Consider the following 22,706-nt stretch of genomic DNA (forward strand, 5'->3'; position numbering starts at 1 on the left):
CCGAGGAATACGCTCTGTAACTTTCAATTCTCAATTTTTAATTCCCCTAAGTATATGTCGCTTGCCCGGAGGACCGGGAAGACGGCTCATCTCAAAACCAGCCGCTTGCATACCTCTGCGTACCTCTCCTTTTGCGCAATAGGTTACAATCACTCCGCCCGGTGCGGTATGAGCATACAAACGATTATAGATTTCTTGATTCCACATCTCCGGTTGTTTCTCGGGCGCAAACGCGTCGAAATAGATCAAATCGATATCATCCGGTAGTTCACAGGCGTTACTATTTCCTTCTATTTTATGAAGTGTAAAGCGCTCTGAGATTGAAACGGGAGTATTCCACTCCGCCTCATGCAAGGCTAAGAATAACTCTTTTCTCTCCGGCCAGATCAGCTCTCCATAATTCAAGGTACGAATCGTATCTAAAGGAAGCGGGTATAACTCCACGGTATGATAATCAATATGATGTGCTTGAGATAGCTCGACATCCTTCAATGTCAAGAAGGCGTTTAGCCCTGTACCGAAGCCAACTTCCACGATTCGGATAAAGTCTTTCTCCCGCGCATGCAATCCCGCCTCAATAAATATATGTCTCGATTCCTGCAACGCCCCGTTCACGGAATGATAATGTTCATCCATCGCCGGAATATATAGCGTATGGCTTCCATCCGCCGTTATCTGTAATTCTTTCTCCATATGTATGCAAAGATAATACATACGAATCAGAATAATACTTATCTTTACCGCTATAAATATGATATAAGATATGGATAGACGCCATCTTTACTTCTTACTATTCTTATTATGTACCATACAAGCCGCTATCGGTCAACAGCGCTCCTTCTCTATCAAGGGAGTTGTAAAAGACGCATCGAGCGGACAGCCGATACCTTTCGCTAACGTAGTGGTATGGAACACGACGCAAGGGGCGGTCACCGATTCCACCGGATTATTCGAGATATCCGGCATATCACCCGGAAGCTATCGTCTCCAATCCTCCTTTCTGGGATATAAGCCATTCGTTACCGCCGAATTCAGACTAGCGAATAAAGATATATTCTTCCCGATCGAGCTAGAGGAAGCCAGCCAGAATCTGCAAGAGGTTAGCGTAGTAGCCTCTCCGTTCCGTAAAACCGCCGAAAGTCCGCTAGGACTCCGTGTAATCGGTTTCAAGGAGATAGAGAAAAGCGCGGGAGGAAACCGGGATATCTCCCGGGTAGTACAAACCTTTCCCGGAGTAGCGTCCACGGCAGCGTTTCGTAACGACTTGATGGTAAGAGGAGGAGGTCCCTCGGAAAACCGTTTCTTTTTGGATGGCGTAGAGATACCGAATATCAACCATTTCTCTACCCAAGGAGCCTCCGGAGGTCCGGTCGGTATTATCAATCCCGATTTTATCCGGGAGGTCAACTTTTATTCGGCCGCATTCCCCGCATCCAAAGGGAACACTTTAAGTTCGGTATTGGATTTTAAACTACAAGATGGGAATAAGGAGAAATTCTCATTGCGAGGAGTCCTAGGAGCCTCAGATATCGGTGTGTCCGCTAATGGACCGCTAGGAAAAAAGACCACTTACCAAGTGTCTGTTCGTCGCTCTTACCTTCAATTCCTTTTCGATATGATCGGCTTGCCGTTCTTACCTACTTTCACGGATGCCCAATTCAAGATTAAGCACTCCTTCAACCCCAAGAATGAGCTTACAGTTCTCGGATTAGGGGCGATCGATGATATGAAGCTGAATACAGGAATGAAAGACATGAGCGAGAAAAACCAATATATTCTCTCTTACTTGCCGGTCGTAAAACAAAAAACGTATACCCTTGGAGCGGTTTATAAACACTACGCTGGTAAAAATCTCTACTCGGTCATTATCAGCCGTAGCCAGACCAACAATAAGAATATTAAATACAAAGACAATGATGAAAGCCAAGTAGAGAATCTCTCCTTAAATTACCGTTCGGACGAGATTGAGAATAAGTTCCGAACGGAAAACACGTTCCGCTTACCATTCATTCAATTGAATGTCGGAGGAAACATCGAATACGCCCAATACACGAATGACACCTATCAAAAGCAATTTACCTCTATCCCCCGTACCATCGTATATCAAACAGACCTTGGCATATGGAAGTGGGGTATCTATGCCACGGCTATTTATGAGAGTTATAACGAGCGGTTTACCGCCTCTTTAGGTGTTCGTGCGGACGCAAACAATTATTCCTCGGATATGAATAATTTGTTAGATCAGTTATCTCCTCGCCTATCCTTATCCTACCGCTTGTCCGATCCTCTTTATATAAACGCGAATATCGGACGCTACTACGAGCTTCCTCCTTATACGACATTGGGATTCAAGGATAATGAAGGTAATTATGTAAACCGGGCAAATCATTTAAGCTATATCCGAAGCGACCAAGCCGGATTAGGCTTGGAGTACCGTCCTACCTCATACTTGAAATTCACGGCCGAAGGATTCTATAAACATTATGATCGTTATCCGATGTCCATACTCGACAGTATCCCACTCGCGTCGAAAGGTACAGACTATGGTGTCTTGGGAAATGAGGCCGTATCGTCTACCGCTACAGGGCGAGCTTATGGACTTGAGATCATGGGACGTTGGTATAATTATAAAGGGCTTACTTTCATCGCATCCTACACTTTGGTAAGAAGCGAATTCAAGGATGGGAGAAATATGGACACTTATCTTCCCTCGGCTTGGGACAATAAGCATCTGTTCACGTTTAGCGGGACTTATTCTTTACCCAAGAACTGGGACGTAGGCGCCAAGTTCCGGGTAGTAGGAGGCGCTCCCTATACGCCTTACGATGTAGAAAAGAGTAGTTATGTAGAAGCTTGGGACGCTAATAACGGGCTATACTATGATTACAGCCGGTTTAACAGCGAACGGCTCAAGCCATTCACGCAGTTAGATATCCGTATCGATAAAACATTTTACTTCAAAAAGATCATGTTTGGAGCCTATATCGACATCCAAAACATATTGAATTCCAAATACAAAGAGCAAGACGTATATATCAAAACGGGTAAAATTATCAACCCGGAAGCTCCCATATATGAACAACGGTACGAATTAAGACCGATAGAACGTCTTACAGGAACGCTTCTCCCAAGTATCGGAGTGATGATCGAGTTATAGATTTTAGGCGTAATAGATTCTTTTTATTTTGAATTTCAGCAATTAATCATAAATCTTTTCTATTTTTGTGGACTGTATGAACAAAAAATAGTACTTTAATCGCAAATAAGCACATGAATAGGTAGGTAAAGAATGACATTATTAAAAAACTACATACGATTCGTACTCTTTATCGTGTTAAGTCTGGTCTTTTCTTTCCACTTATACGCTACAGATAATGCAGGCCCTATTTTAATCATTAGCTCCTACAATCCCGATACACGTAATACGACCGCCAATATTTCCGAGTTTATGGAGGAATATAAGCGGGGAGGTGGTATCTCGCCGGTGGTTATCGAGAACATGAACTGTAAGAGCCTCCCGGAAGCCCCCTTATGGGACGGTAAGATGAGAGGTATATTGGATAAATATAAGGAAAATAACACCCCTCAGCTTATCATTATCTTAGGTCAAGAGGCATGGGCTTCTTATATCTCCCAAGAATACAAGCCTGATATACCGGTTTTATGCGGTATGATCAGTAAGAATGCGATCTTATTACCCGACTCGGATTTAAATGTCGCCGAATGGGAGCCGAAATACATCGATATCCAAGAGTACGTAGATAAAGGTTTACACCTTGGCGGGTTCTTGTATTCTTATGACGTAAAAGAAAATATCCGGTTAATACGTAAGCTATATCCCAAAACTCAAAATATAGCATTAATCACCGATAATACCTACGGTGGTTTAGCTATGCAGACCTTGGTAAAAAAGGAAATGGAAAATATCAAGGATCTGAACTTGATATTACTGGATGGAAGAAAGAATAATATCTACACCATCGTTGAGCAAATCAAGAACCTGCCGGATCAGACCGTGATATTGATCGGTACATGGCGTGTAGACGTGAACGACGGGTATTATGTTGGAAATGCCACGTATACCATGATGACTGCCAATCCCAGAATCCCGACATTCACATTGGCATCCGTCGGCATAGGGCACTGGGCCATCGGAGGTTTCAGTCCCAAATACAGGCCTATAGGTTCCGATTTGGCGAAAGAGGCTTTAAGTATATTGGAGAAGAAAATCGCCCCTAAAGATATCCATCCCCAAATCATCCCCAATGGATATGTGTTCGACGCTTCAAAGATCAAGGCTTTTGATATCAGCAGACTGTCATTGCCCCACGACGCTACTATTATCAACGAGGACCCGAGCCTATTCTCCAAATACAGGTTCGAGATCTTGCTAAGCGTAATCACCGTATTGTTTATTTTCCTGATTATGATATTAATCTTCTTTATCCGGACCAATAAGCTGAAAGATAAGTTATTGGATCTACAGAAAGATAATATACTAATCATGAATAATATCCAAGCTTCTATCTATTTCATCAAGCCGGATTATACCGTAAAATGGAGAAACGAGGTAGAGTTCCATGACTGTATCCCTGAATTCGGTCCGGCTAATTGCTTCTTGGTCAAGAACGGAGTAAAGCCTTATTGTACCCGTTGCACGGTCGCAAAGGCCATGGAAACCAAAAAGCAGGTCGATATCACGAATGAGTTCGGCGATGGAAAGTATCTTCATATTTTGGCGAACCCTGTATTAGACGAGCACAACAACCTTATCGGGGTTATTTTCAAGAAAGAAGACGTGACAAAACAAAAACAGGCAGAGAACGAACTGAGGAAAGCGAAAGAGAAAGCGGAAGAGTCCGATCGTTTGAAATCCGCGTTCTTGGCGAATATGAGTCATGAGATTCGAACGCCATTGAATGCGATCGTCGGTTTCTCCGGATTATTGGCTGTAACCGAGAATATGGAGGATAAAGAGGAATATATCAATATCATTAATAGCAACAACGACCTGTTATTGCAATTGATCAATGATATTCTCGATCTAGCCAAGATAGAGGCGGGTACGCTAGAATTCGTGGATTCAGACGTAGATGTCAATCAACTATTCTCCGATATCGAGCAGTCTTCCCGTTTGAAGGCGCAAGATGGGGTGCAGGTATGCTTTGTCGAGAAGATCCCGAATTGTATCTTACGCACCGACCGTAACCGGGTCTCCCAAGTCATTACGAACTTTATCAACAATGCCATCAAGTTCACGACTCAAGGTAGCATCCTGTTTGGCTACCGCCATAGAGATGATGAGTTGTATTTCTATGTAAAAGATACAGGATGCGGTATCGCCAAGGATAAGATCGGTCAAGTTTTCACCCGTTTCGTTAAGTTAAATAGCTTTGTGCAAGGAACGGGGCTGGGATTATCGATTTGCCAGATGATTATCAAGCGTCTGGGTGGAGATATAGGGGTGGAATCAGAGCAAGGAAAAGGTTCTACATTCTGGTTTACGTTGCCCTATTCGATACTAGAGATGCAGGAAGTCCCGCATGAGAAACCAAAGACCGAAAATGTACAGAAGAGCCAGTCATCCAAATCGGCAACCTTATTAATAGCGGAAGATAACGAAAGCAACTATACTTTATTCCAAGCCATGTTGAAAGATTATAACCTTATACACGCATGGAACGGGGAACAAGCGATCGATTTATTCAATAAATATCAACCGGACTTAATCCTAATGGACCTAAAAATGCCGATCGTAGACGGCTATGAGGCTACACGGGTAATTCGGGAAAAGAACCAGTCCATCCCTATCATCGCCGTAACGGCTTTCGCCTTCGCGGAGGATGAGGAACGGGTAAAACAAAGCGGATTCTCCTCTTACATCGCTAAACCGATCAAGCCGGATAAGCTAATCGCATGTATTAATACTTATTTATAGAATCCGTTTGGTAACAATCGGAAAACGCAAAACGAAAGAGGAACCCTTCTCTACTTGAGAGTCGAGACTAATACTTCCTCTATGACGGTTCATGATCTGCCGGCAAAGACTTAATCCGATGCCGGAACCTTTAGATTTAGTCGTGAAGAAAGGAACGAAGATTTTGTCGATTGCCTCGGGAACAATTCCGCTACCATTATCAATCACCGAAATAATTACCATACCGTTTTTTTGGACAGCCTCCACTATAATTTGAGGGGATAAGGATTCTTCACAAGCCTCTATCGCATTTTTCAATAGATTAATTAATACTTGTTCCACCATGATCCGGTCCGCATATAAATTCAAGTCTTCCGGCTTTACATGAAAGAAGAGGATATCGGATTTCTCCGGGAATAGAAGCCGGATATCGTCAAAGAGAGCCGAAACCGAGAAGTTTCGTAAAGTAGGTAAAGGCAGACGGGTTAATTTCCGATAATTCTCGACAAAATCCAATAACCCCTTACTTCTTCGGTGGATCGTTTGCATGGCTTGCACCATAATAGCGTAGTCTTTCTCATTCATGCCATTTATCGTCGCACGCTCGGCTACCGTCTCCGATAAAGAGATTACCGGAGCGATCGAGTTCATGATCTCATGCGTCAATACCCGGATAAGTTTCTGCCAAGCCTCGGTTTCCGCCTCAGCGACCACCGAACTATACAATCGACTCCGCAAAGCCTCCAAGGCAGCGTTCATAGAAGAGGCCAAAGCCTTTTCGTCTTCCGTCATTGAATCGAAAGGATAAAACAGGCTCAGATCCCCGTAATGAATACTCTCTATCAGGTATTCCATCCGCTTAACAGTCTTTTGCTGATCCTTATATAAGAAAACCGAAAGCGCAAGAATACAAAATCCGAACAGCACGGGAATAAACAAAAACCCTTTCAGCATTAAGAATGAGGCAGTAAAAGACAAGACCACGATCCCCAAAATACGAGCGAACAACAAGTAACGTATCATAAGCCAAATTTCTCCAATTTACGATACAAGGTAAAGCGGGTAATCCCTAGAAGCTCGGCGGCACGAGTGATATTCCCCTCGGCACGACGTAAGGCACGTTCGATCGCTTCTTTCTCCAATACCGTCAGATTTAACTCATCGGATGGTTCCTTATCCCTAAGCGGGACAGAACGCAGAATAAAGTCTTCCGGCCTTAGCCAATTACTTTCAGACAAGATAACCGCCCGTTCAATCGCATGTTGCAGTTCACGTACATTACCAGGCCAAGCATAATTATGTAGCTTATTCTTCCCATCCCTGTTAATGCCCTTCAAGTCTTTCTTATATTTACGGGCATACTTCGACAAGAAATGTTCAGCCAATAAGATCACGTCATTTCCTCGTTCCCTCAAGGGAGGAATATGTAACTCGATCGTATTAATACGATATAAAAGATCTTGCCGGAAAGTACCTTCTGACACGAGATGATGGATATTCACGTTCGTCGCGCAGATCAACCGGATATCAATCGGTATGGGTTGCGTTGCTCCCAAGCGGGTTATCTGTCGTTTTTCCAAAGCGGTCAACAGTTTCGCTTGCATGGAAAGGCTTAAGTTCCCGATCTCATCCAAGAACAAGGTGCCACCGGAAGCCACCTCCATTCGTCCCGGCTTTTCCTTACGGGCATCTGTAAAAGCCCCTTTCTCATAGCCGAATAATTCACTCTCGAAAAGTTGTTCCGGAATAGAGCCCACATCGATCCCGACGAAAAGATTCCCCGAACGCGGAGATTGATGATATAAGGCACGGGCAACTAAATCTTTACCGGTTCCATTCTCCCCCAAGATTAATATATTGGCATCCGTATTCTTTAATTTATCGACCGTAGCGAAAATAGCCTGCATCGGTTCGCTTTCACCGATGATCTCGAAGCCAGCATCCTCGGGTGAACTAAGAATCTCAACTTGTTTCTTTAAATTTCGCACTTCCGCCCTACTCTCCCGAAGTTCTAATGCCGAAGAGAGTGTAGCGAGTAATTTCTCCTTTTCCCAAGGTTTCGGGATAAAGTCGGTAGCTCCTGCCTTAATCGCCCGCACGGCCTTATCCGTATCCGAATAGGCAGTCATAAAAAGAACCACCACGTCCGGGTCTATCTTCTTTATCTTCTCCAGCCAATAGAAACCCTCCTGACCACTAATAGCATCCCGTTTGAAGTTCATATCCAACAAGATAATATCCGGGATAAAAGTCCGCATGAAATGATCGATGCGCTCCAGTTGCGTAGCCACTCTTATTTGTTCCATATAGGGCTCCAGTAATAAGTTAAGGGCAAAAAGGATGTCCTCATTATCATCTATAATTAATAGTTTTCCCTTTTCCATAAGCGCTGAACTAGTTTGTGATGCCTCAAAGGTAGGTATTAAATCAATGGAAGAAGCGTGCGTAATCGAACGATTATCGTGCGCAGATGAACTGTTAAATTAATAGTCCGCAAAGAGGGTTAAGATTAAGTAAACGGTAAGACTATTTAAGCGAAAGAAAAAACGAGGAGAAAGAAGGAAGACTATCTTTGAACACAATTAACAATTCAGGCATTCATGAGACCACTATTGATTGGATTTTTCGTCTGTATAAATATACACTTAGGCTATGCGCAATGGACTGAGCAAGATTCGATCTGGCTAAAGGATGTATTAGCAGGCAAAGATTCCATCAAATTGAACCCTGAATTCCAAAAAGCAATCCAAAGCGGTTCTTTCCTCAACCCGGAACCAGGAAAACCGATGGGGAAACCTCAACTGGCCGCTCCCAGCAATATCCCTATCACCAAAGATTTCTCAGAATATATCCAACAAGACGATACGACACACCGAAAAGTAGCATTGAAGGATTTACCGCCATCGGTATTCTGGCGACATAATCCACCGTATAAAAAGATACTGCCTGTCTATCAATCTATCTTAGATGAATTGAAAAGAACTCCGTCCAGCGGTCGTACCTCACTAGCTACCTTCGATTTAGGAAGGATGACCAGCCGGAAAACATATGTCCATAAACGCAACGCAAAACGCAACGGAACTTGGCAAAACTACGGCAACCTCCCTACCCCGGATGTCATCTCTAAAAGGAAGAAATTCGAAAGACAACAGGCAGAGGCCGCAAAAAGGGACTCCTCATTGATGATCCAACCACCAATCGATTAGCTTACGGGCCAAGCTCAACTTACGGGGGATCTCCGGTAGGTTATCTTTGGTATAGAAGGCACCAGAGCTTAGTTCCTCATCCTGCAACTTAATTTCCCCACTTACATAATCCGCTACAAAGCCAACCATCAAGCCACTCGGATAAGGCCAGGGTTGGTTTCCGAAATAAGTGATATTATCGACCTCTAAACCAGTTTCCTCACGGACCTCCCGGCGCACACACTCTTCCAAGGTCTCGCCAACTTCTAAGAATCCGGCCACTAATCCATGGAAAGTTCCCCGGAAATTACGGGCATGTACCAAAAGAATCGAATCCTCCTTACGGATCAAGACGATCATCGCTGCTGAGATTGTCGGATAAATCTCATGTTTGCAAGAAGGACATTGCTTCGTGATCGACGTAGTCTGCACGGTAGGAGTACCACATACCGGGCAGAAACGGCTATGGCTATCCCAATAAAGCAATTGATAAGCCTTACCCGCCTTCTCGTAACACGCTCTCGAAATATAATCCCAAGAGGCACGCAACCCCATATGTACGTAACGGTCATTCCCCTCCACCGGAGTATCCAATTCTGCCGTACGTGCGGGAAGTCCATCCCGGTAATCAACCTCCAGCGTATGAGAAACCGGAACTGGGGGATTCTCGCCATAAGGGATGGTATACGTATCATTCTCTTTCTGAAGCAACAGTTGGTCTTTATAAAAAAGGAACCAATAACAGAGTCTATTTGAAGTTTCCATGCTGATATTTCCGAATTATCTTTCTATATGTAAAACATCCGCGAACTTACGAATTAAAATCAAATAACGTGCGAAAGCGAACGTGCACCGTGCGAAGGCACACACAATCGTTTCTAAGCATTTTTCTATTATCTTATGATTAGCAGAACGTTACATCGATGGCACATTATTTGCCTCTTTTCTAAAAAATGAATATATTTAAAACCTGTTACAATGAAACTAATGATTCGAAACTTACTTTATCTATTCAAGCGGTTTAAGACCGCCGTCGTGTTAAACCTCTTCGGCTTGACAATCGCTTTCGCCGCCTTCCTCCTGATAGTAATGCAGGTGGATTACGAGATGAATTACGATGCCATGCACAGTAAATCGGGCCGAACCTTCCGGCTAGAGGCAAATCACGGAGAATTCGAGCATAACGCCATCCATTGCCTAATGTTTAGCGATGCTTTTGTTAACTCATCCGCTCATATCACGGATTACTCCTACCGTTATCCATTCTACGGAGGAGAACGGTATTGCCAAATCGACGAGGTAGACGATCAAGGAGAAGCGAAAGTATTTAAGGAAAACTTCCAGCTTTGTCTACCCAATATCTCAGATGTCTTTGATTTCCACATGAAAGAAGGTTCCGTCGAATGCCTATCCATTCCCGGCTCCGTACTCATTCCGGAGAGTGTCGCCAAAAGGCTATTCGACAAACAATCCGCTATCGGTAAACGTATCCGGATGTCCGGCAGTAGTGGCTGGCAACCTGTAAGTACCACGATACTTACTATTGGTGGTGTCTATAAGGATTTCCCGGGAAATACTACGGTACAAAACCGTATTTACGTCCCGATGGACCAACTGGATCTATTAAAAAGTTCTTGGCAAATGTATGCCAACGAAATATACGTCACGCTAGACGATCCCCTAAATAAAGAGGAGGTATTGGATCATTTCAACAAGACTTTCGATTTCGCTAAAAGCCAAATGGGTTCAGCGCAAGAGATCGCATTACGTCTAACCCCCTTAAAGGATGTTTATTACACACATGATACAACTTTCGACTTTAATCCGAAAGGTCACCGGGAGACAAATTATGTGTTACTGGGTATCGCTTTCCTCATCTTATTCATCGCCGGAATCAATTTTACCAATCTCACAACCTCGTTGATTCCCCTACGATTGAAAACGATCAATACGCACCGGGTATTAGGATGCTCCATCTATAAGTTACGAGCCATCTCACTTATCGAATCGATCGTGATCTGCTTGATATCCTACATTCTCGCCTTATTCATCGTAAACGATTTGTCTTACACACCGATCGCTAATTGGGTAGATGCGGATATACGTCTTAGTCAATACAAAGCCCTGATCCTTCTCACAGCACTGATCGCTATCTTGACGGGTTGCTTGGCGGGACTTTATCCAGCTATACGAAGTACCTCCTATGCGCCGGCCTTGGTACTAAAGGGCTCTTTCGGTCTTAGTCCCAAAGGGAAAAAAGTACGTGTCGCCCTGATCGGTTTCCAATACACGGTATCGATCGCCTTGATTATTGTCACCTTATTCATGGGACTTCAGAACCATTTCATGACCTCTAGCGAGCAACTAGGATTCAATAAAGACCAAGTAGCCATCGTGAACCTGACACCGGAGATCTACGCCAAGCATAAGCCCCAATATATCCAGAAACTTAAAGATTATCCGGGAATAGAGGATGTGGCCTTCTCCGTCTACGAGTTATCGAAAGAAGATGACATGATCGATCTCGAATATGCCCGTCATGAAGATAAGGATGTATTCTTCAAGGTATTCTATGCCTCCGAGAATTTCCTTTCCGTCATGGATATCCAAGTAGAGGAAGGAAGGGATTTTACACGGGAGGATTTAAACAAGGCACAAAGTGATTATATCATCAATCCGGCGGCAAAGCGGGATTTCCACTTACATCCCGGAGATCGTTTCAATGATCGTACGGTTCTAGGAGTCAGCAAGGATTTCCGGTTTAACTCTTGCCGGATCGCAAGCTCGCCTTTCGTATTCGCATTGAATAACGATATTCCCAATCCTAAATTGGTATCCTATATCCGCTTCAATTCGAAAACGAATTTACAGGAAGCTGTCGCCCACGTCCGGGAAACATTGAAAGAGATCGATCCGACTTTCCCTTTCGAGATCTCTTTCTACAACACCATCTTAAACAATTTATATCAGAAAGAACAAACACTGGGTAAACTCATCTCCCTATTCGGAATAATGGCGATCTTGATCTCTATCGTAGGTGTATTCGGACTCGTGCTATTTGAGACGCAATACCGCCGGAAAGAGATCGGCATCCGCAAGATCAACGGAGCGACTACCGGACAGATTCTTTTGATGTTCAACAAGACTTATATCCGGATCGTCTCCGTTTGCTTCATCATCTCGATCCCAATAGCATGGATGGGAACACAACAGTGGCTAGAGAATTTCGCTTATAAAACACCACTCCATCTTTGGGTCTTCATCGTAGCTTTCCTAATCATTCTCTCGGTTACGATCGGTACCGTTACTTTCCGGAACTGGCAAGCGGCGAATGAGAATCCTGTGAACTCGGTGAAGTCTGAATAAACTCACTCGGAGTGATCCCGTAAATTTCTTTAAAGCAACGGGTAAAATAGTTCGGATCGGAGAAGCCGACCTGAGCAGCTACCTCCCCGATCGAATAAGCGTGCTGCCCCAATAACTCGGCGGCACGCTTTATACGTATATTACGGGTGAATGAGGAAGCGGAGCAACCGGTAGTAGACTTTAATTTCCGAAATAAGCTGGCACGGCTCATCGCCATCTCGGAACAGAAAAGCTCTACATCAAACTCCGGGTCCTGCAAATGAGCCAGAACGACCTTTGTCACTTTCGAAACAAATTCCTTATCCGGATCGGCGATGGTTTGCTCCGGAGTACGCAAGTCGAACCGATCCCTGAAATATAACTTTAGTTGCTCACTACGTTTGAGCAAATTCTTGATCTTCGCTTTTAAGACAGCAAGACTGAACGGTTTAGGCAGATAATCATCCGCTCCGGCTCCATACCCTTCCAATTGTTGACGTTCTTCCGCTAAAGCAGTCAATAGGATAACCGGTATATGGGCCGTCCGTTCATCCGTTTTCAAAGCCTCGCAACATTCAATCCCATTCATGACCGGCATCATTACATCCGAGACAATCACGTCCGGTAGGATCTCCAAGGCTTTCTCCAAGCCGACCTTTCCGTTTTTCGCTATCACGACCCGGTAATCCGTTTGAAAAGCATTCATCAAATAACGACATAGATCCTCATTATCCTCTACAAACAAAAGCGTTTGTCGTAGATTCTCCGAGACCGGATTTGTTCCTTCCAATGGAACTGATTCCCGCAAAGATGCCTCTTCCATTTTAGGTTCCGAATACTCCAACCACTCCTCAGGATAAACCACTTCCGATATAGGCAAGGCAACCGTAAAAACAGAACCTTTCCCCAATTCACTCTCACATTGAATGGTTGCCTTATGTAACTCCAATAGCTCTTTTGTGTACGCAAGGCCGATCCCCGAACTCTCCGAGCGGCGAAACGCTATCGATGCCCCCTTATAATATCGATCAAAAATATACGGTAACGATTCGGGAGGAATGCCGATTCCACTATCCGTAATTCGTAAAGTCATGACCGCATCGGATGAGCTTTGCTCCAATGAAGCGGAAAAGCTTACCGAACCACCATCCGGCGTATACTTAAATGCGTTCGACAGTAAATTATATAGAACCTGCTCTAGGATATTCTTGTCAAAATAAGCGATTGAGATATCCGGGGCAATCGAATACGTAAACGCAATTTTATAGGAATCGGCCAAAGGAATAAAGGTTTCCGAAATCTCCTTTAAGAATCGACTGAGATCCGCACAAACAATATGCGGGGAAGGAACTCCCCGGGTCAATACCGATAAATCCAGTAATTCATTGACATGCCGAATCAAGCGATTGGTATTCCGGGAGATCGTACGCAAAGTTTCTTTATCTCCACAAGATTCTTCTGAACCGGAATGCCGTTCCAGATCCTCCGTCAATCCCTTGATTATCGTCAGAGGGGTACGAAGCTCATGAGAGACATTCATAAAGAAACGAGTTTTCAACGCATCTTTTTCCTCCAGTTCTTGCTTGGCCTGTTTCAACAGCCGTGTACGTTCTTGTATCTTACGCTCCAACTCGGCTTGGCGAAGCTGATACCAGCGCACCCGGCTCTTATAGGCGATATACAACAGTACGCATACAACCACGAATACCAGCAAAATAAACCACCACGTCCGCCACCAAGGAGGAAAGATCCTGACAGGTTCGGTAATGGGAGCGCTCCAATAGGAACCATTGCCGGAAGTTTCCACCCGAAACACATAGTTTCCCGGTGGTAGGCGGTTATATATAGCCGTACGATCGCTGGCGTCCACCTCCCGCCAATCCGTATCATATCCATCCAGACGATACCGGTATCGGATACTACGGGGATGAGAATAATCGAACGCAATAAAACCCACCTGTAAACCTTGCTTCTCACGTGAGTCTCCGATCGTGAGGTTCGTGATTCGCAAAGACTCAGGTATTTTTCTCAAACCGTCCGTTAACTGAACGGGATCAAAAGAAACGATCCCCTCATTACTGCCAAATACAAGTTCACCCGATTTGCGCTTACAGCAAGCGCCACCCATAAACTCATTCGATAATAAACCGTTTGCCGTCGTATAATTAACGATATGCCGGTTTTGTATATCCAAGCGACTCAGCCCTTTATTCGTGCTGACAAACAGGATGCCCGGCTCACCTTCACGGATTCCTCGTACGATATTTCCCGATAAGCCATCCTGTACCGTGAAATGATCAAATCGCCCGGTTCGCTTGTCGTATTGATCCAACCCCGCATTTGTACCGATCCACAAATAACCGGAAGAGTCCACAAACAGACAATGAATATGATTCGACGCAAGGGGATTCATCTCACCCGGTATATATCGATACGTGATAAGCGCTCTCGTCTTCGTATCCCACACCCGAAGCCGCCCCTCATCCGCTCCTCCCCAAAACCAAGACTCTTCGCTCACGCATAAGTTACATAACTCCGACAACGAGTTGATCGGATAATCATAAGAGACTTGGTAATCCGGTATAAAAGGGCGGATTCGGAAATCATCCAGATTCAACCGGTCCGGGTTGGCGTCTTGATAACTGATCCATAGGTTCCGCTCCGAATCCTCACGGATAGAACCTATAATCTTTCCGGATAAAGAGGACGGACTTTTTCGGGGTGAGAAGGTAAAACGCATATCTACCCGGGAAGTCTTATGGTTAATCCGATCTAATCCCCTAGAGGTCGCAACCCAAAGATTCAGGTCCGAATCCTCATAAACGGCTAGGATATGAAGAGAAGACAGATTCTCTTTTTCCGTGTATCCCAATGTATATCGAAACAAGGAAGGTGCTAAATCCGCATGGCTCACTCCATACGTGGAATGCCCGGCCCACAGATGATCCGAGTCATCCAGAAACAAACAGGTAATCTGGTTACTGCTGATAGAATGTGCGTCTTCCGGCACGTTCCTCAACTGTCCCATTTTCCTCTCCTTCGGAGAATAATAAAAAAGACCTTGATTGAAACGGCTATCATCAAACCAGACCGTTCCGTCCTTACTCTCGAAGATGGATCTCACTTGGCATTCTCCCGTAGGTTCCAGATCCTCCGGCCGGTCAAAGAAATGCTCACATCGCAAGGCAAGCCGATTCATCCGGCTAATCAAGCTTGCCCCCTTATTATGTCCGATCCAGAAATCACCATCACCGGTCTCCAAGAATTGATATACCCGAGTATCCTCACGACCGACAGATTGGAAGATCTCTCGCTCTCCCATATCAACCGAACGAAAAGCCCCTTCACGTCCCGTACCTAACCACATATAATCAAACCAGTCGATATAGATCGCGTTAACGCCATTCAAATTGCCGGCATTGATATCCTCCCGGTCATTTGTCCGTATCGTATAATCTTGAAAGTGGTTTGTTTCTTTGTCATACAAACTAAAACCAGCTAAAGTCCCTACCCAAAACGAATGATCCGGCGCCGAATACAAACAATTCACAGGAGACGACGAGACTACCGAACCCGCCGGCGAAAGGCGTACCAATTTCTTCTCTTTAGCGTCATACTCCAACATCCCGTTCTCCGTACCTATAAAGATATGTCCCGGAACGGAGGCCGAGAAACAAGTAGGACTACCATACACACGTAACTGTTGTCGAAGCCATTCTTTCGTGAAATTCAGAAATGTATCCGAACCTCTGTCATAACGGCTAATCCCACCCGAGGAAAAAAAGATCCAGATACCTCCATCTGAATCCTCGAATAATTTATCGATAGAACTGCTTTGTATACTTTCCGGACAATCCGGTACGGGCAAGAATACTTTAAACGTATATCCATCGTAGCGGTTCAAGCCTTCAGTCGTCCCGACCCAGACATACCCGGTACGATCCTTCAAAATAGAGGTCACCGAGGAAGAAGAAAGCCCGCTATCCATTGTTATCCGGTCAAAAATAACGTTGGTAGCTTGCGCTCTCGTTATCATAAGTACAAACAGCAGTAAAAGGTATATTCTCATCCATTCATCCGATTAATGCCCCAAATATAAAGATTAAGTGGGTGAAAATCACAGAAAACAGAAAGATTGAACGATTTGTACGGTATTATGAAACATATGTCCGGCCCGCTCCCTCCCTATTTCCCTAGCTTTGCGGTATCAATTCTAAAACGAATGTAAAATATGAGAAAACTTTTTCTATCGCTAGTATTCCTTAGCGTGCTACTATCTATCCATGCGAATCCGGGTATTAAAGGAATCGTAATCGATCAAACCACCCGTAAGGCATTAGACTACGCTCATGTTGTATTATATGATGGAGATCATATCGTCGAAGAAGCTATGACTGAAGCGAACGGTTCTTTTCTAATCCAGCCCGTAAAACCGGGAACGTATTCGATCCGTATCCATTTTCTGGGATATGATGTTTATATGGGAGAGGAGTTTATCCTTACAGAGCAGATCAAGGATCTGGGTATTATCCCGATGCAAATGCTTGAGGTAGGCTTACAGGAAGTGGAGGTCGTAGCCAACAAGAAACAAGTCATCTATAAACTGGATAAAAAGATCATCGAGGCTTCTTCCAACCTGCTTTCCTCGGGAGGAACCGCTGTCGATATCCTAGAGAACACGCCTTCCATCCGGGTGAACGCCGAGGGAGAGGTTACCTTCCGGGGGAGTAGCGGATTCACGGTCTACGTAGATGGAAAGCCCAGTATATTTACCGGGACCCAAGCCTTGGAACAGATCCCGTCCGGACAAATCCAGAATATAGAGATCATCACCACCCCGTCCGCCCAACATGATACAGGGGGTGATGTCGGGATCATCAATGTCATTACCAAGAAGAACTTCGGGGAAGGGCTGAGCGGAGTAATCAACCTAAGCGGGAATACGGTATGGAGCCGGACCTTGGATTTCTTGTTGACCGGACAAAACAAGGCGTCTCAATGGCGTATAGGCGGTTATGTGGGAAACCGACTTCGTAAAAGTCATTTTACCCAAGAGAAAACGACGTTGGTAAACGATACGACAACGACTTCTTATTCCAATGGCCCCCGTGAAAGTAACGGCTACGCATATATTCTCAACGGAGGTTGGAGCTATACACAAAAACAAACGACTTTTTCTATTAACGCGGAAGGCGGATATGCCGGACTCAAGCGAAAAGGGGATCTGGAATATACGGAAGAACGTTCCGCTAATGGCGAGCAATTCGAGAACGGAGAGTTCAAGAGCCTTGACGACTTTGATATCCATGAGACTTTCGGACTAGGGAATCTGGCCGTGGATCATAAGTTCAATGATAAGGGGCATAACCTTAGCGGTAGCTTCTTCTTGAAATATGGAGGCGACGCTCTGGAATATTTCCAAAGCGATCTGTTCGACAAAAACAACGTACGCCAGCAAGGTCATCGTGCGTGGGAGGCCGAACATCGTTGGACCGTCCGTGCGAAAGCCGATTATGTATTTCCATACAGCAAAACCGGACAAATCAAGGCGGGTTATCAATATTTCTCATACTCGGAAGACGGCGATTATAGTATGCAGTTTTGGAACCCGGATACCAAAGAGTTCTTCTGGCGTGACGATATTTACAACACGTTCTATTTCCAACAAGGGATCAACTCCCTTTATGCGATCGTTGGGGATAGCTACCGGTCTTTTGATTTTCAAGTAGGATTACGGGGAGAACATACGCATCAAGTATTACGTAGCTCCAAAGATTGGGCGAACCGCCTACAAAGGCGTTTTGAGTTGTTCCCATCCGTCCATATCGGTTATAACCTCACACAAAATCAGAAGCTTCTATTCGCTTACAGCCGTCGTACGACCCGACCGGAGCTTTATTTCATGGAGCCATACATCACTTACAAGGATTACTATACAGCCGAGATCGGTAACCCGGATATACGCCCGGAGTACATTCATTCTTTCGAGTTGAATTATTCCTTGACTTCCGGCGACAATGCCTTGTCTGCCTCCCTATTCCACCGAACCCGCAAAGACAAGATCGAACGATTACGGGTTCCTTACCAAGCCGGGGTTACCTTGGATTCCATGGCGAACGTGGGACATGATTATTCCACCGGAATAGAACTATCGGGCAGTTTGCAGGCCACCAGTTGGTGGAATACGCAAATAAACGGTAGCCTTTATCACTACCGGGTAGAGAACGAGTATAAGACGGACGGGAAGAATGAGACCAGTACCAATTACGAGATCGCATGGAACAACGCTTTCACGGCCGGGAAATACACAAGGATACAGCTTGACGGCAATTTCGTAGGCCCTTCCGTAACCACCCAAGGAAGAACCCAGTCGTTCTGGTTTGTCAACCTAGCGATACGGCAACAATTCTTCAAACGGAAGTTGACGGCCACCCTCTCTTTCCGGGATGTCTTCAATACGGCCCGTTATGTCAATACGATCACTTCCTCGAACTTGATTTCCAAAACACGAATCCGGCCCGATTACCCGTTGATAGGCTTGACCCTTAGCTATACGTTCAACCAGTTCAAGCTAAAGAATGGCTTATCCAACAATTCAAAGGATTTATTCGAGGGGACGAATCATTAGTACAAATCATACTATCGCAAAATCCTATATAATGGAACATCTGAGATGTTTTAACTATTTGTCCTTGCAACTGTTATTATCATCTCCTACTTTTGCGATAGGAAATATGACTGTGAAAATTTCCATATAGTGAGGACTGAGCCGAAAAAGTAAGCCCCGATCGAACAAACGACCGGGGCTGATTCTTTTCCCGCTTTCCTTCCTCACGGAAGTACTAAGGGATGAACTTTAATTTATTACTTTAGTATTAATATTAATCCATTCCCGCCTGTTCGCCCATCACGGGGTACTTGGACCGAGGCCCTCACGGGAACATGATTATCTTATTTCATTATTCCTTTACATGTCTTATTTAACGACAACCTTTACGGTCTCCTCGCCAACCGTCACGAGAACGATACCAGCGGGAACAGCGATCGTCGCGTTATCAGAAGTGATAACCGTCTCTGCCAACGGCATACCCAACAAGTTACGGACATAAGCCGTCTCGCCTTGAGCGCCTTGGATCGTTACATAACCGGCGTTGCCTGTTACTACGATAGAAGAAGATGCGGAATTATCGATAGACTCGTTAGATGTAGGATTACCCTCGCCTACTGTTAGCGGCAACGCTTTAGAAGCATTAGTAGTAAAGCCTAATTTACCGTTCAACGCATACAAGTAAGTAGTAGCGGCACCTACCGGCGTAACTGAATAACCACCCTCTATTTTCGTGATATAGAACTTGAAGTTATCGATGCCTGCCGAGCAAACATTTTCCTTAGCCTCTTTAGCCACTACCACAGCCTTACCGTTCACGGTCGTATTGATCGTATCCACACCTGCCAAAACTGCCGGGCGGAAGATAGCCTTAACATCCGTATCCTTCGTAGGATCACTAGAATAAGAGCCTTCCAACGCATAGTTAGCGTTTACGTCAAATTTAGCCTTGCTTTCGTTCCAGAAATACATAGAGTCCTTAGCGTAATACAAGAAGTTTCTGGTAGCTGCGGCAGGTTCTTCCGCTTTAGTAACAGGTTCTTCGGTAGCGATGCCCTTAGAGATATAGAAAGAAGGGATCTCAGCCTTGCTGTCTGCCGTATCCAACCAGAAAGTCAAGCCCTCCGCGCCAATGACACCTTCCAAGATACCATTCTTGTTCTCCTTCAAGGAGATTGAGCCTTCATCACCGTCCAATGTAGCGTGTCTCGGGGTTGCCTCCAAGCTGATGCCCAATTGATAGAAATCTACGGTTACATTCGTATAAGATTTATCCGCACCTACCAAATCTTCCGAGAAAGAAGCTTCAGTTACATCTACGTATAATCTCTGAGCGCCAGCTGTCATTACTTGGTTATAATTATCAGCCGCTTTCTCCGCATTAAGCTCACTATCCAAACAGATTACGGAATAAGTTCCATCTACGTTCTTCTTGAATACCAAACGAGATAAGTTCTCTGACTTCTTATCCTTATGTTCTGCCAATGTGTATTTGTTGTTATCAGCATCATGTTTGAATCCTTCATCTCCATCAACCAGATAATAAGCTTGTATAGTCAACATATCAGCCTCTTTCTCCGCAACGGCATCATCCTTCAAATAGATATACTTGAAATTGTTCTTCACGGACTCAGCCTTCTCGAAAGCCCAAGAGTAGCTCTTAGCGACATCACTAACCGGCTCGAATTGTTTTTTCGTAGCATCGTCATTGTAATACATGTACAGTTTATCAACAGCCACGGCTGATTTACCATTGAATACCAACTGAGCCTTTTGTTTCAATTGAGCGTCTGTCAAGTTCAAGAAGCCCTCGTTACCGCTTACGGCTACCAATTTGATATTCTCCGCAGTTAATTCACCAACCGTAGTACTTACGGCTTGATAGATACCAGCCTTATCTGTTTTGTACAAGTTTGCCTTGAAAGTCTCGCTTGTCTCAAGATTCTTGAACGTAACACTACCCATACCCGGCATCGCGATAACAACCCATTGAGCGGACGGAGCCTTCAAGTCTACGTCTTTCGGAGCGACAGCCTCTTCAACGAAAGAATAAGAATTCGTTCTTGCCACGTCAGCCTTAGCCGCATACTTAGAAACCAAATATTTGCCATATAAAGATTCATTCTCCTTACCGGATTCAGGCTGCGTACCCGTAAAATAAATATTATAGATAGCGGCACCGTCAGTCTTCAACAAATCAGAAGCTTTTGCCCAAGTATCACCCGTTGTTTGAGCCAAAGTAAGCTTAGTTTCATCTTTTTTAGTAGTGATATAGGTCTTCAAGCCACCAGCGGTCAAGGAGTAGGCGCCGACGTAAACATTCAGATTTGAACCATGGTTCTCATCCGTATCCTTCGTAACCTTAACACCCTTCATCTGGACCGTATACTGCCCACCTTTATTAGCCAAATCCTTTTCTGAAACACTATAGATAGCATTCACGAAAGCGATCTTACCATCTTTCTTAACATTGGTTGAGTTCAACTTCTCGCCTTTTACGGTAGTGAAGCCGAAGCCCTCACCTTGAGTAGCATCCAAGCTAGTGATACCGAAAATAGCGTTCGGATTCAATACGATGAAAGTAGCGGCTTTCAAGTTATCCTTAGTTTTGCCATCACTTTTAGCCAGCTTCAAACCGGCCTCGTTGGCGACTACGAAACATACACCGGAAACCGATTCCACACCTAATTCCAATTGCTCATTAACCGTAGCAGCGTCAATAGCGAACATCTGCTCCCCAAACGGATTCACGTCCGGCTCTGAAGCGGCTTTCGGGAATTTGAAGGAGAATCCTTTACCGGAAAGGTTCTTGTTTAAGTCGTCCGCTGTCGTTTCTTTAGAAGCTTTAAGCATTTTAGCGACATTGGAAGAGGAGGACATATCGTATGCCAAAGGCTTGTTTTCAAGCTTAATCGTACCTTCGGTAAACGTAAACCAGCAATAGCCCTTCTTTACCGCATCCGCATCAGGAGTGCCCACAACGTCACCACTTGTCGTACCATATATCACCTTACCCGCAGCATTCAACAGTTGAAAATAGTCCGTACCATTTTCCGTCTTCTTACCACTTACCGTAAACACTTCCGCACCAGCTTCGTCAGCCGTAGCGAAACCGTAACCAACATTCTTTACTTCCACTGATTTTAAAAAGCTTGTAACAGCTTTAGTATCCTTATTAGGATCAGCTCCCAGATACACCTTTTCCCCATTCGTCACTTTATTAAGCGCTTCATAGGTTTTCACAGGTGTAGTTTCTCCAGCAGCGAACACCGCCCCCGCCATAAGCAAGAACGACGCAAACAAAGTAGAAATTCTCTTGTTCATAAATCGAAAATTTAATATTAATAATAGTGTTAATTATATATCCATCAACCTCTTTAGACAATCCATGCTTCTCAAAACGACTAGTCTAAACGATCGTTTAGATCTTGCGTTTTTAAAGAAGAAAAACGGGAGGTTCGTTTACGGAATCGGTTGTTTCGTAAAGGATAGGCTATCCTATTGATAAGAAAGCGAATAAGGGAACAAAAAAATAGCTCGGAAGGGTTGCAGAAGTCAAAGAAACGCGTACCTTTGCAAATGACTAATTATAACGATCGTTTTCACCAATCATTTTCATATATATAATATAATGTACATGCGTACATTATAA

The 22,706-nt window shown here is 44.5% G+C and carries 11 protein-coding genes; 5 read left to right on the plus strand and 6 right to left on the minus strand.

Annotated elements, in window-relative coordinates:
• Positions 1–30: 30 nt before the first annotated feature.
• Complete coding sequence (gene mnmD, locus D7V92_RS00090; protein WP_121772130.1) at positions 31–693, minus strand: tRNA (5-methylaminomethyl-2-thiouridine)(34)-methyltransferase MnmD; 663 nt, start codon at positions 691–693, stop codon at positions 31–33.
• 70 nt (positions 694–763) lie between these two features.
• Here mnmD and D7V92_RS00095 point away from each other — a divergent pair, with 70 nt between their 5' ends.
• Together D7V92_RS00095 and D7V92_RS00100 are read left to right on the plus strand one after the other, a co-directional pair.
• Positions 764–3,157, plus strand: a complete 2,394-nt coding sequence (locus D7V92_RS00095) for a TonB-dependent receptor (RefSeq protein WP_121772025.1) — start codon at positions 764–766, stop codon at positions 3,155–3,157.
• Positions 3,158–3,289: 132 nt separating this feature from the next.
• Positions 3,290–5,938, plus strand: a complete 2,649-nt coding sequence (locus D7V92_RS00100; protein WP_121772026.1) for an ATP-binding protein — start codon at positions 3,290–3,292, stop codon at positions 5,936–5,938.
• On the opposite strand, the gene D7V92_RS00105 is transcribed toward D7V92_RS00100, so the two are convergent.
• Both D7V92_RS00105 and D7V92_RS00110 read right to left on the minus strand, forming a co-directional pair.
• The gene (locus tag D7V92_RS00105) at positions 5,933–6,940 is read right to left on the minus strand and encodes a PAS domain-containing sensor histidine kinase (protein ID WP_121772027.1); all 1,008 of its coding nucleotides are present in this window, start codon (positions 6,938–6,940) and stop codon (positions 5,933–5,935) included. The genes D7V92_RS00100 and D7V92_RS00105 overlap by 6 nt on opposite strands.
• Positions 6,937–8,301, minus strand: coding sequence for a sigma-54 dependent transcriptional regulator (locus D7V92_RS00110; protein ID WP_121772028.1), 1,365 nt, complete (start codon positions 8,299–8,301; stop codon positions 6,937–6,939). The genes D7V92_RS00105 and D7V92_RS00110 overlap by 4 nt, the downstream gene beginning before the upstream one ends.
• Positions 8,302–8,517: 216 nt before the next feature.
• Between D7V92_RS00110 and D7V92_RS00115 the strand changes: the two genes are divergently transcribed.
• A complete protein-coding gene (locus D7V92_RS00115; RefSeq protein ID WP_121772029.1) occupies positions 8,518–9,123 on the plus strand; it encodes a DUF4858 domain-containing protein in 606 nt (201 codons plus the stop codon).
• Here D7V92_RS00115 and nudC read toward each other — a convergent pair.
• Entirely contained in the window at positions 9,094–9,867 is a 774-nt protein-coding gene (nudC, locus tag D7V92_RS00120) for an NAD(+) diphosphatase (protein WP_121772030.1), read from the minus strand. The two genes, D7V92_RS00115 and nudC, sit on opposite strands and share 30 nt — an antisense overlap.
• A gap of 213 nt (positions 9,868–10,080) precedes the next feature.
• Here nudC and D7V92_RS00125 point away from each other — a divergent pair, with 213 nt between their 5' ends.
• A complete protein-coding gene (locus D7V92_RS00125) occupies positions 10,081–12,468 on the plus strand; it encodes an ABC transporter permease (RefSeq protein WP_121772031.1) in 2,388 nt (795 codons plus the stop codon).
• Here the strand turns inward: D7V92_RS00125 and D7V92_RS00130 are convergent.
• Positions 12,407–16,516: a hybrid sensor histidine kinase/response regulator transcription factor gene (locus tag D7V92_RS00130; RefSeq protein ID WP_121772032.1), complete on the minus strand. Its 4,110-nt coding sequence runs from the start codon at positions 16,514–16,516 to the stop codon at positions 12,407–12,409. The genes D7V92_RS00125 and D7V92_RS00130 overlap by 62 nt on opposite strands.
• 162 nt (positions 16,517–16,678) lie before the next feature.
• Between D7V92_RS00130 and D7V92_RS00135 the strand changes: the two genes are divergently transcribed.
• Positions 16,679–19,075, plus strand: coding sequence for a TonB-dependent receptor (locus D7V92_RS00135; protein WP_121772033.1), 2,397 nt, complete (start codon positions 16,679–16,681; stop codon positions 19,073–19,075).
• A 348-nt stretch (positions 19,076–19,423) separates the two neighbouring features.
• Here D7V92_RS00135 and D7V92_RS00140 read toward each other — a convergent pair whose 3' ends face one another.
• A complete protein-coding gene (locus tag D7V92_RS00140) occupies positions 19,424–22,378 on the minus strand; it encodes a DUF6383 domain-containing protein (protein ID WP_121772034.1) in 2,955 nt (984 codons plus the stop codon).
• Between the last annotated feature and the right edge of the window lie 328 nt (positions 22,379–22,706).

The organism is Parabacteroides sp. CH2-D42-20, from assembly GCF_003670185.1.
In the GTDB taxonomy this organism is placed as follows: domain Bacteria; phylum Bacteroidota; class Bacteroidia; order Bacteroidales; family Tannerellaceae; genus Parabacteroides; species Parabacteroides distasonis.

Excerpts from the sequence above, each read along its gene's own strand:
- D7V92_RS00115 (WP_121772029.1), top strand. The coding sequence starts at position 8,518 with ATGAGACCACTATTGATTGGATTTTTCGTCTGTATAAATATACACTTA.
- mnmD (WP_121772130.1), bottom strand. The coding sequence starts at position 693 with ATGGAGAAAGAATTACAGATAACGGCGGATGGAAGCCATACGCTATAT.
- D7V92_RS00095 (WP_121772025.1), top strand. The coding sequence starts at position 764 with ATGGATAGACGCCATCTTTACTTCTTACTATTCTTATTATGTACCATA.
- D7V92_RS00105 (WP_121772027.1), bottom strand. The coding sequence starts at position 6,940 with ATGATACGTTACTTGTTGTTCGCTCGTATTTTGGGGATCGTGGTCTTG.
- D7V92_RS00130 (WP_121772032.1), bottom strand. The coding sequence starts at position 16,516 with ATGAGAATATACCTTTTACTGCTGTTTGTACTTATGATAACGAGAGCG.
- D7V92_RS00100 (WP_121772026.1), top strand. The coding sequence starts at position 3,290 with ATGACATTATTAAAAAACTACATACGATTCGTACTCTTTATCGTGTTA.
- D7V92_RS00135 (WP_121772033.1), top strand. The coding sequence starts at position 16,679 with ATGAGAAAACTTTTTCTATCGCTAGTATTCCTTAGCGTGCTACTATCT.
- nudC (WP_121772030.1), bottom strand. The coding sequence starts at position 9,867 with ATGGAAACTTCAAATAGACTCTGTTATTGGTTCCTTTTTTATAAAGAC.
- D7V92_RS00110 (WP_121772028.1), bottom strand. The coding sequence starts at position 8,301 with ATGGAAAAGGGAAAACTATTAATTATAGATGATAATGAGGACATCCTT.
- D7V92_RS00140 (WP_121772034.1), bottom strand. The coding sequence starts at position 22,378 with ATGAACAAGAGAATTTCTACTTTGTTTGCGTCGTTCTTGCTTATGGCG.
- D7V92_RS00125 (WP_121772031.1), top strand. The coding sequence starts at position 10,081 with ATGAAACTAATGATTCGAAACTTACTTTATCTATTCAAGCGGTTTAAG.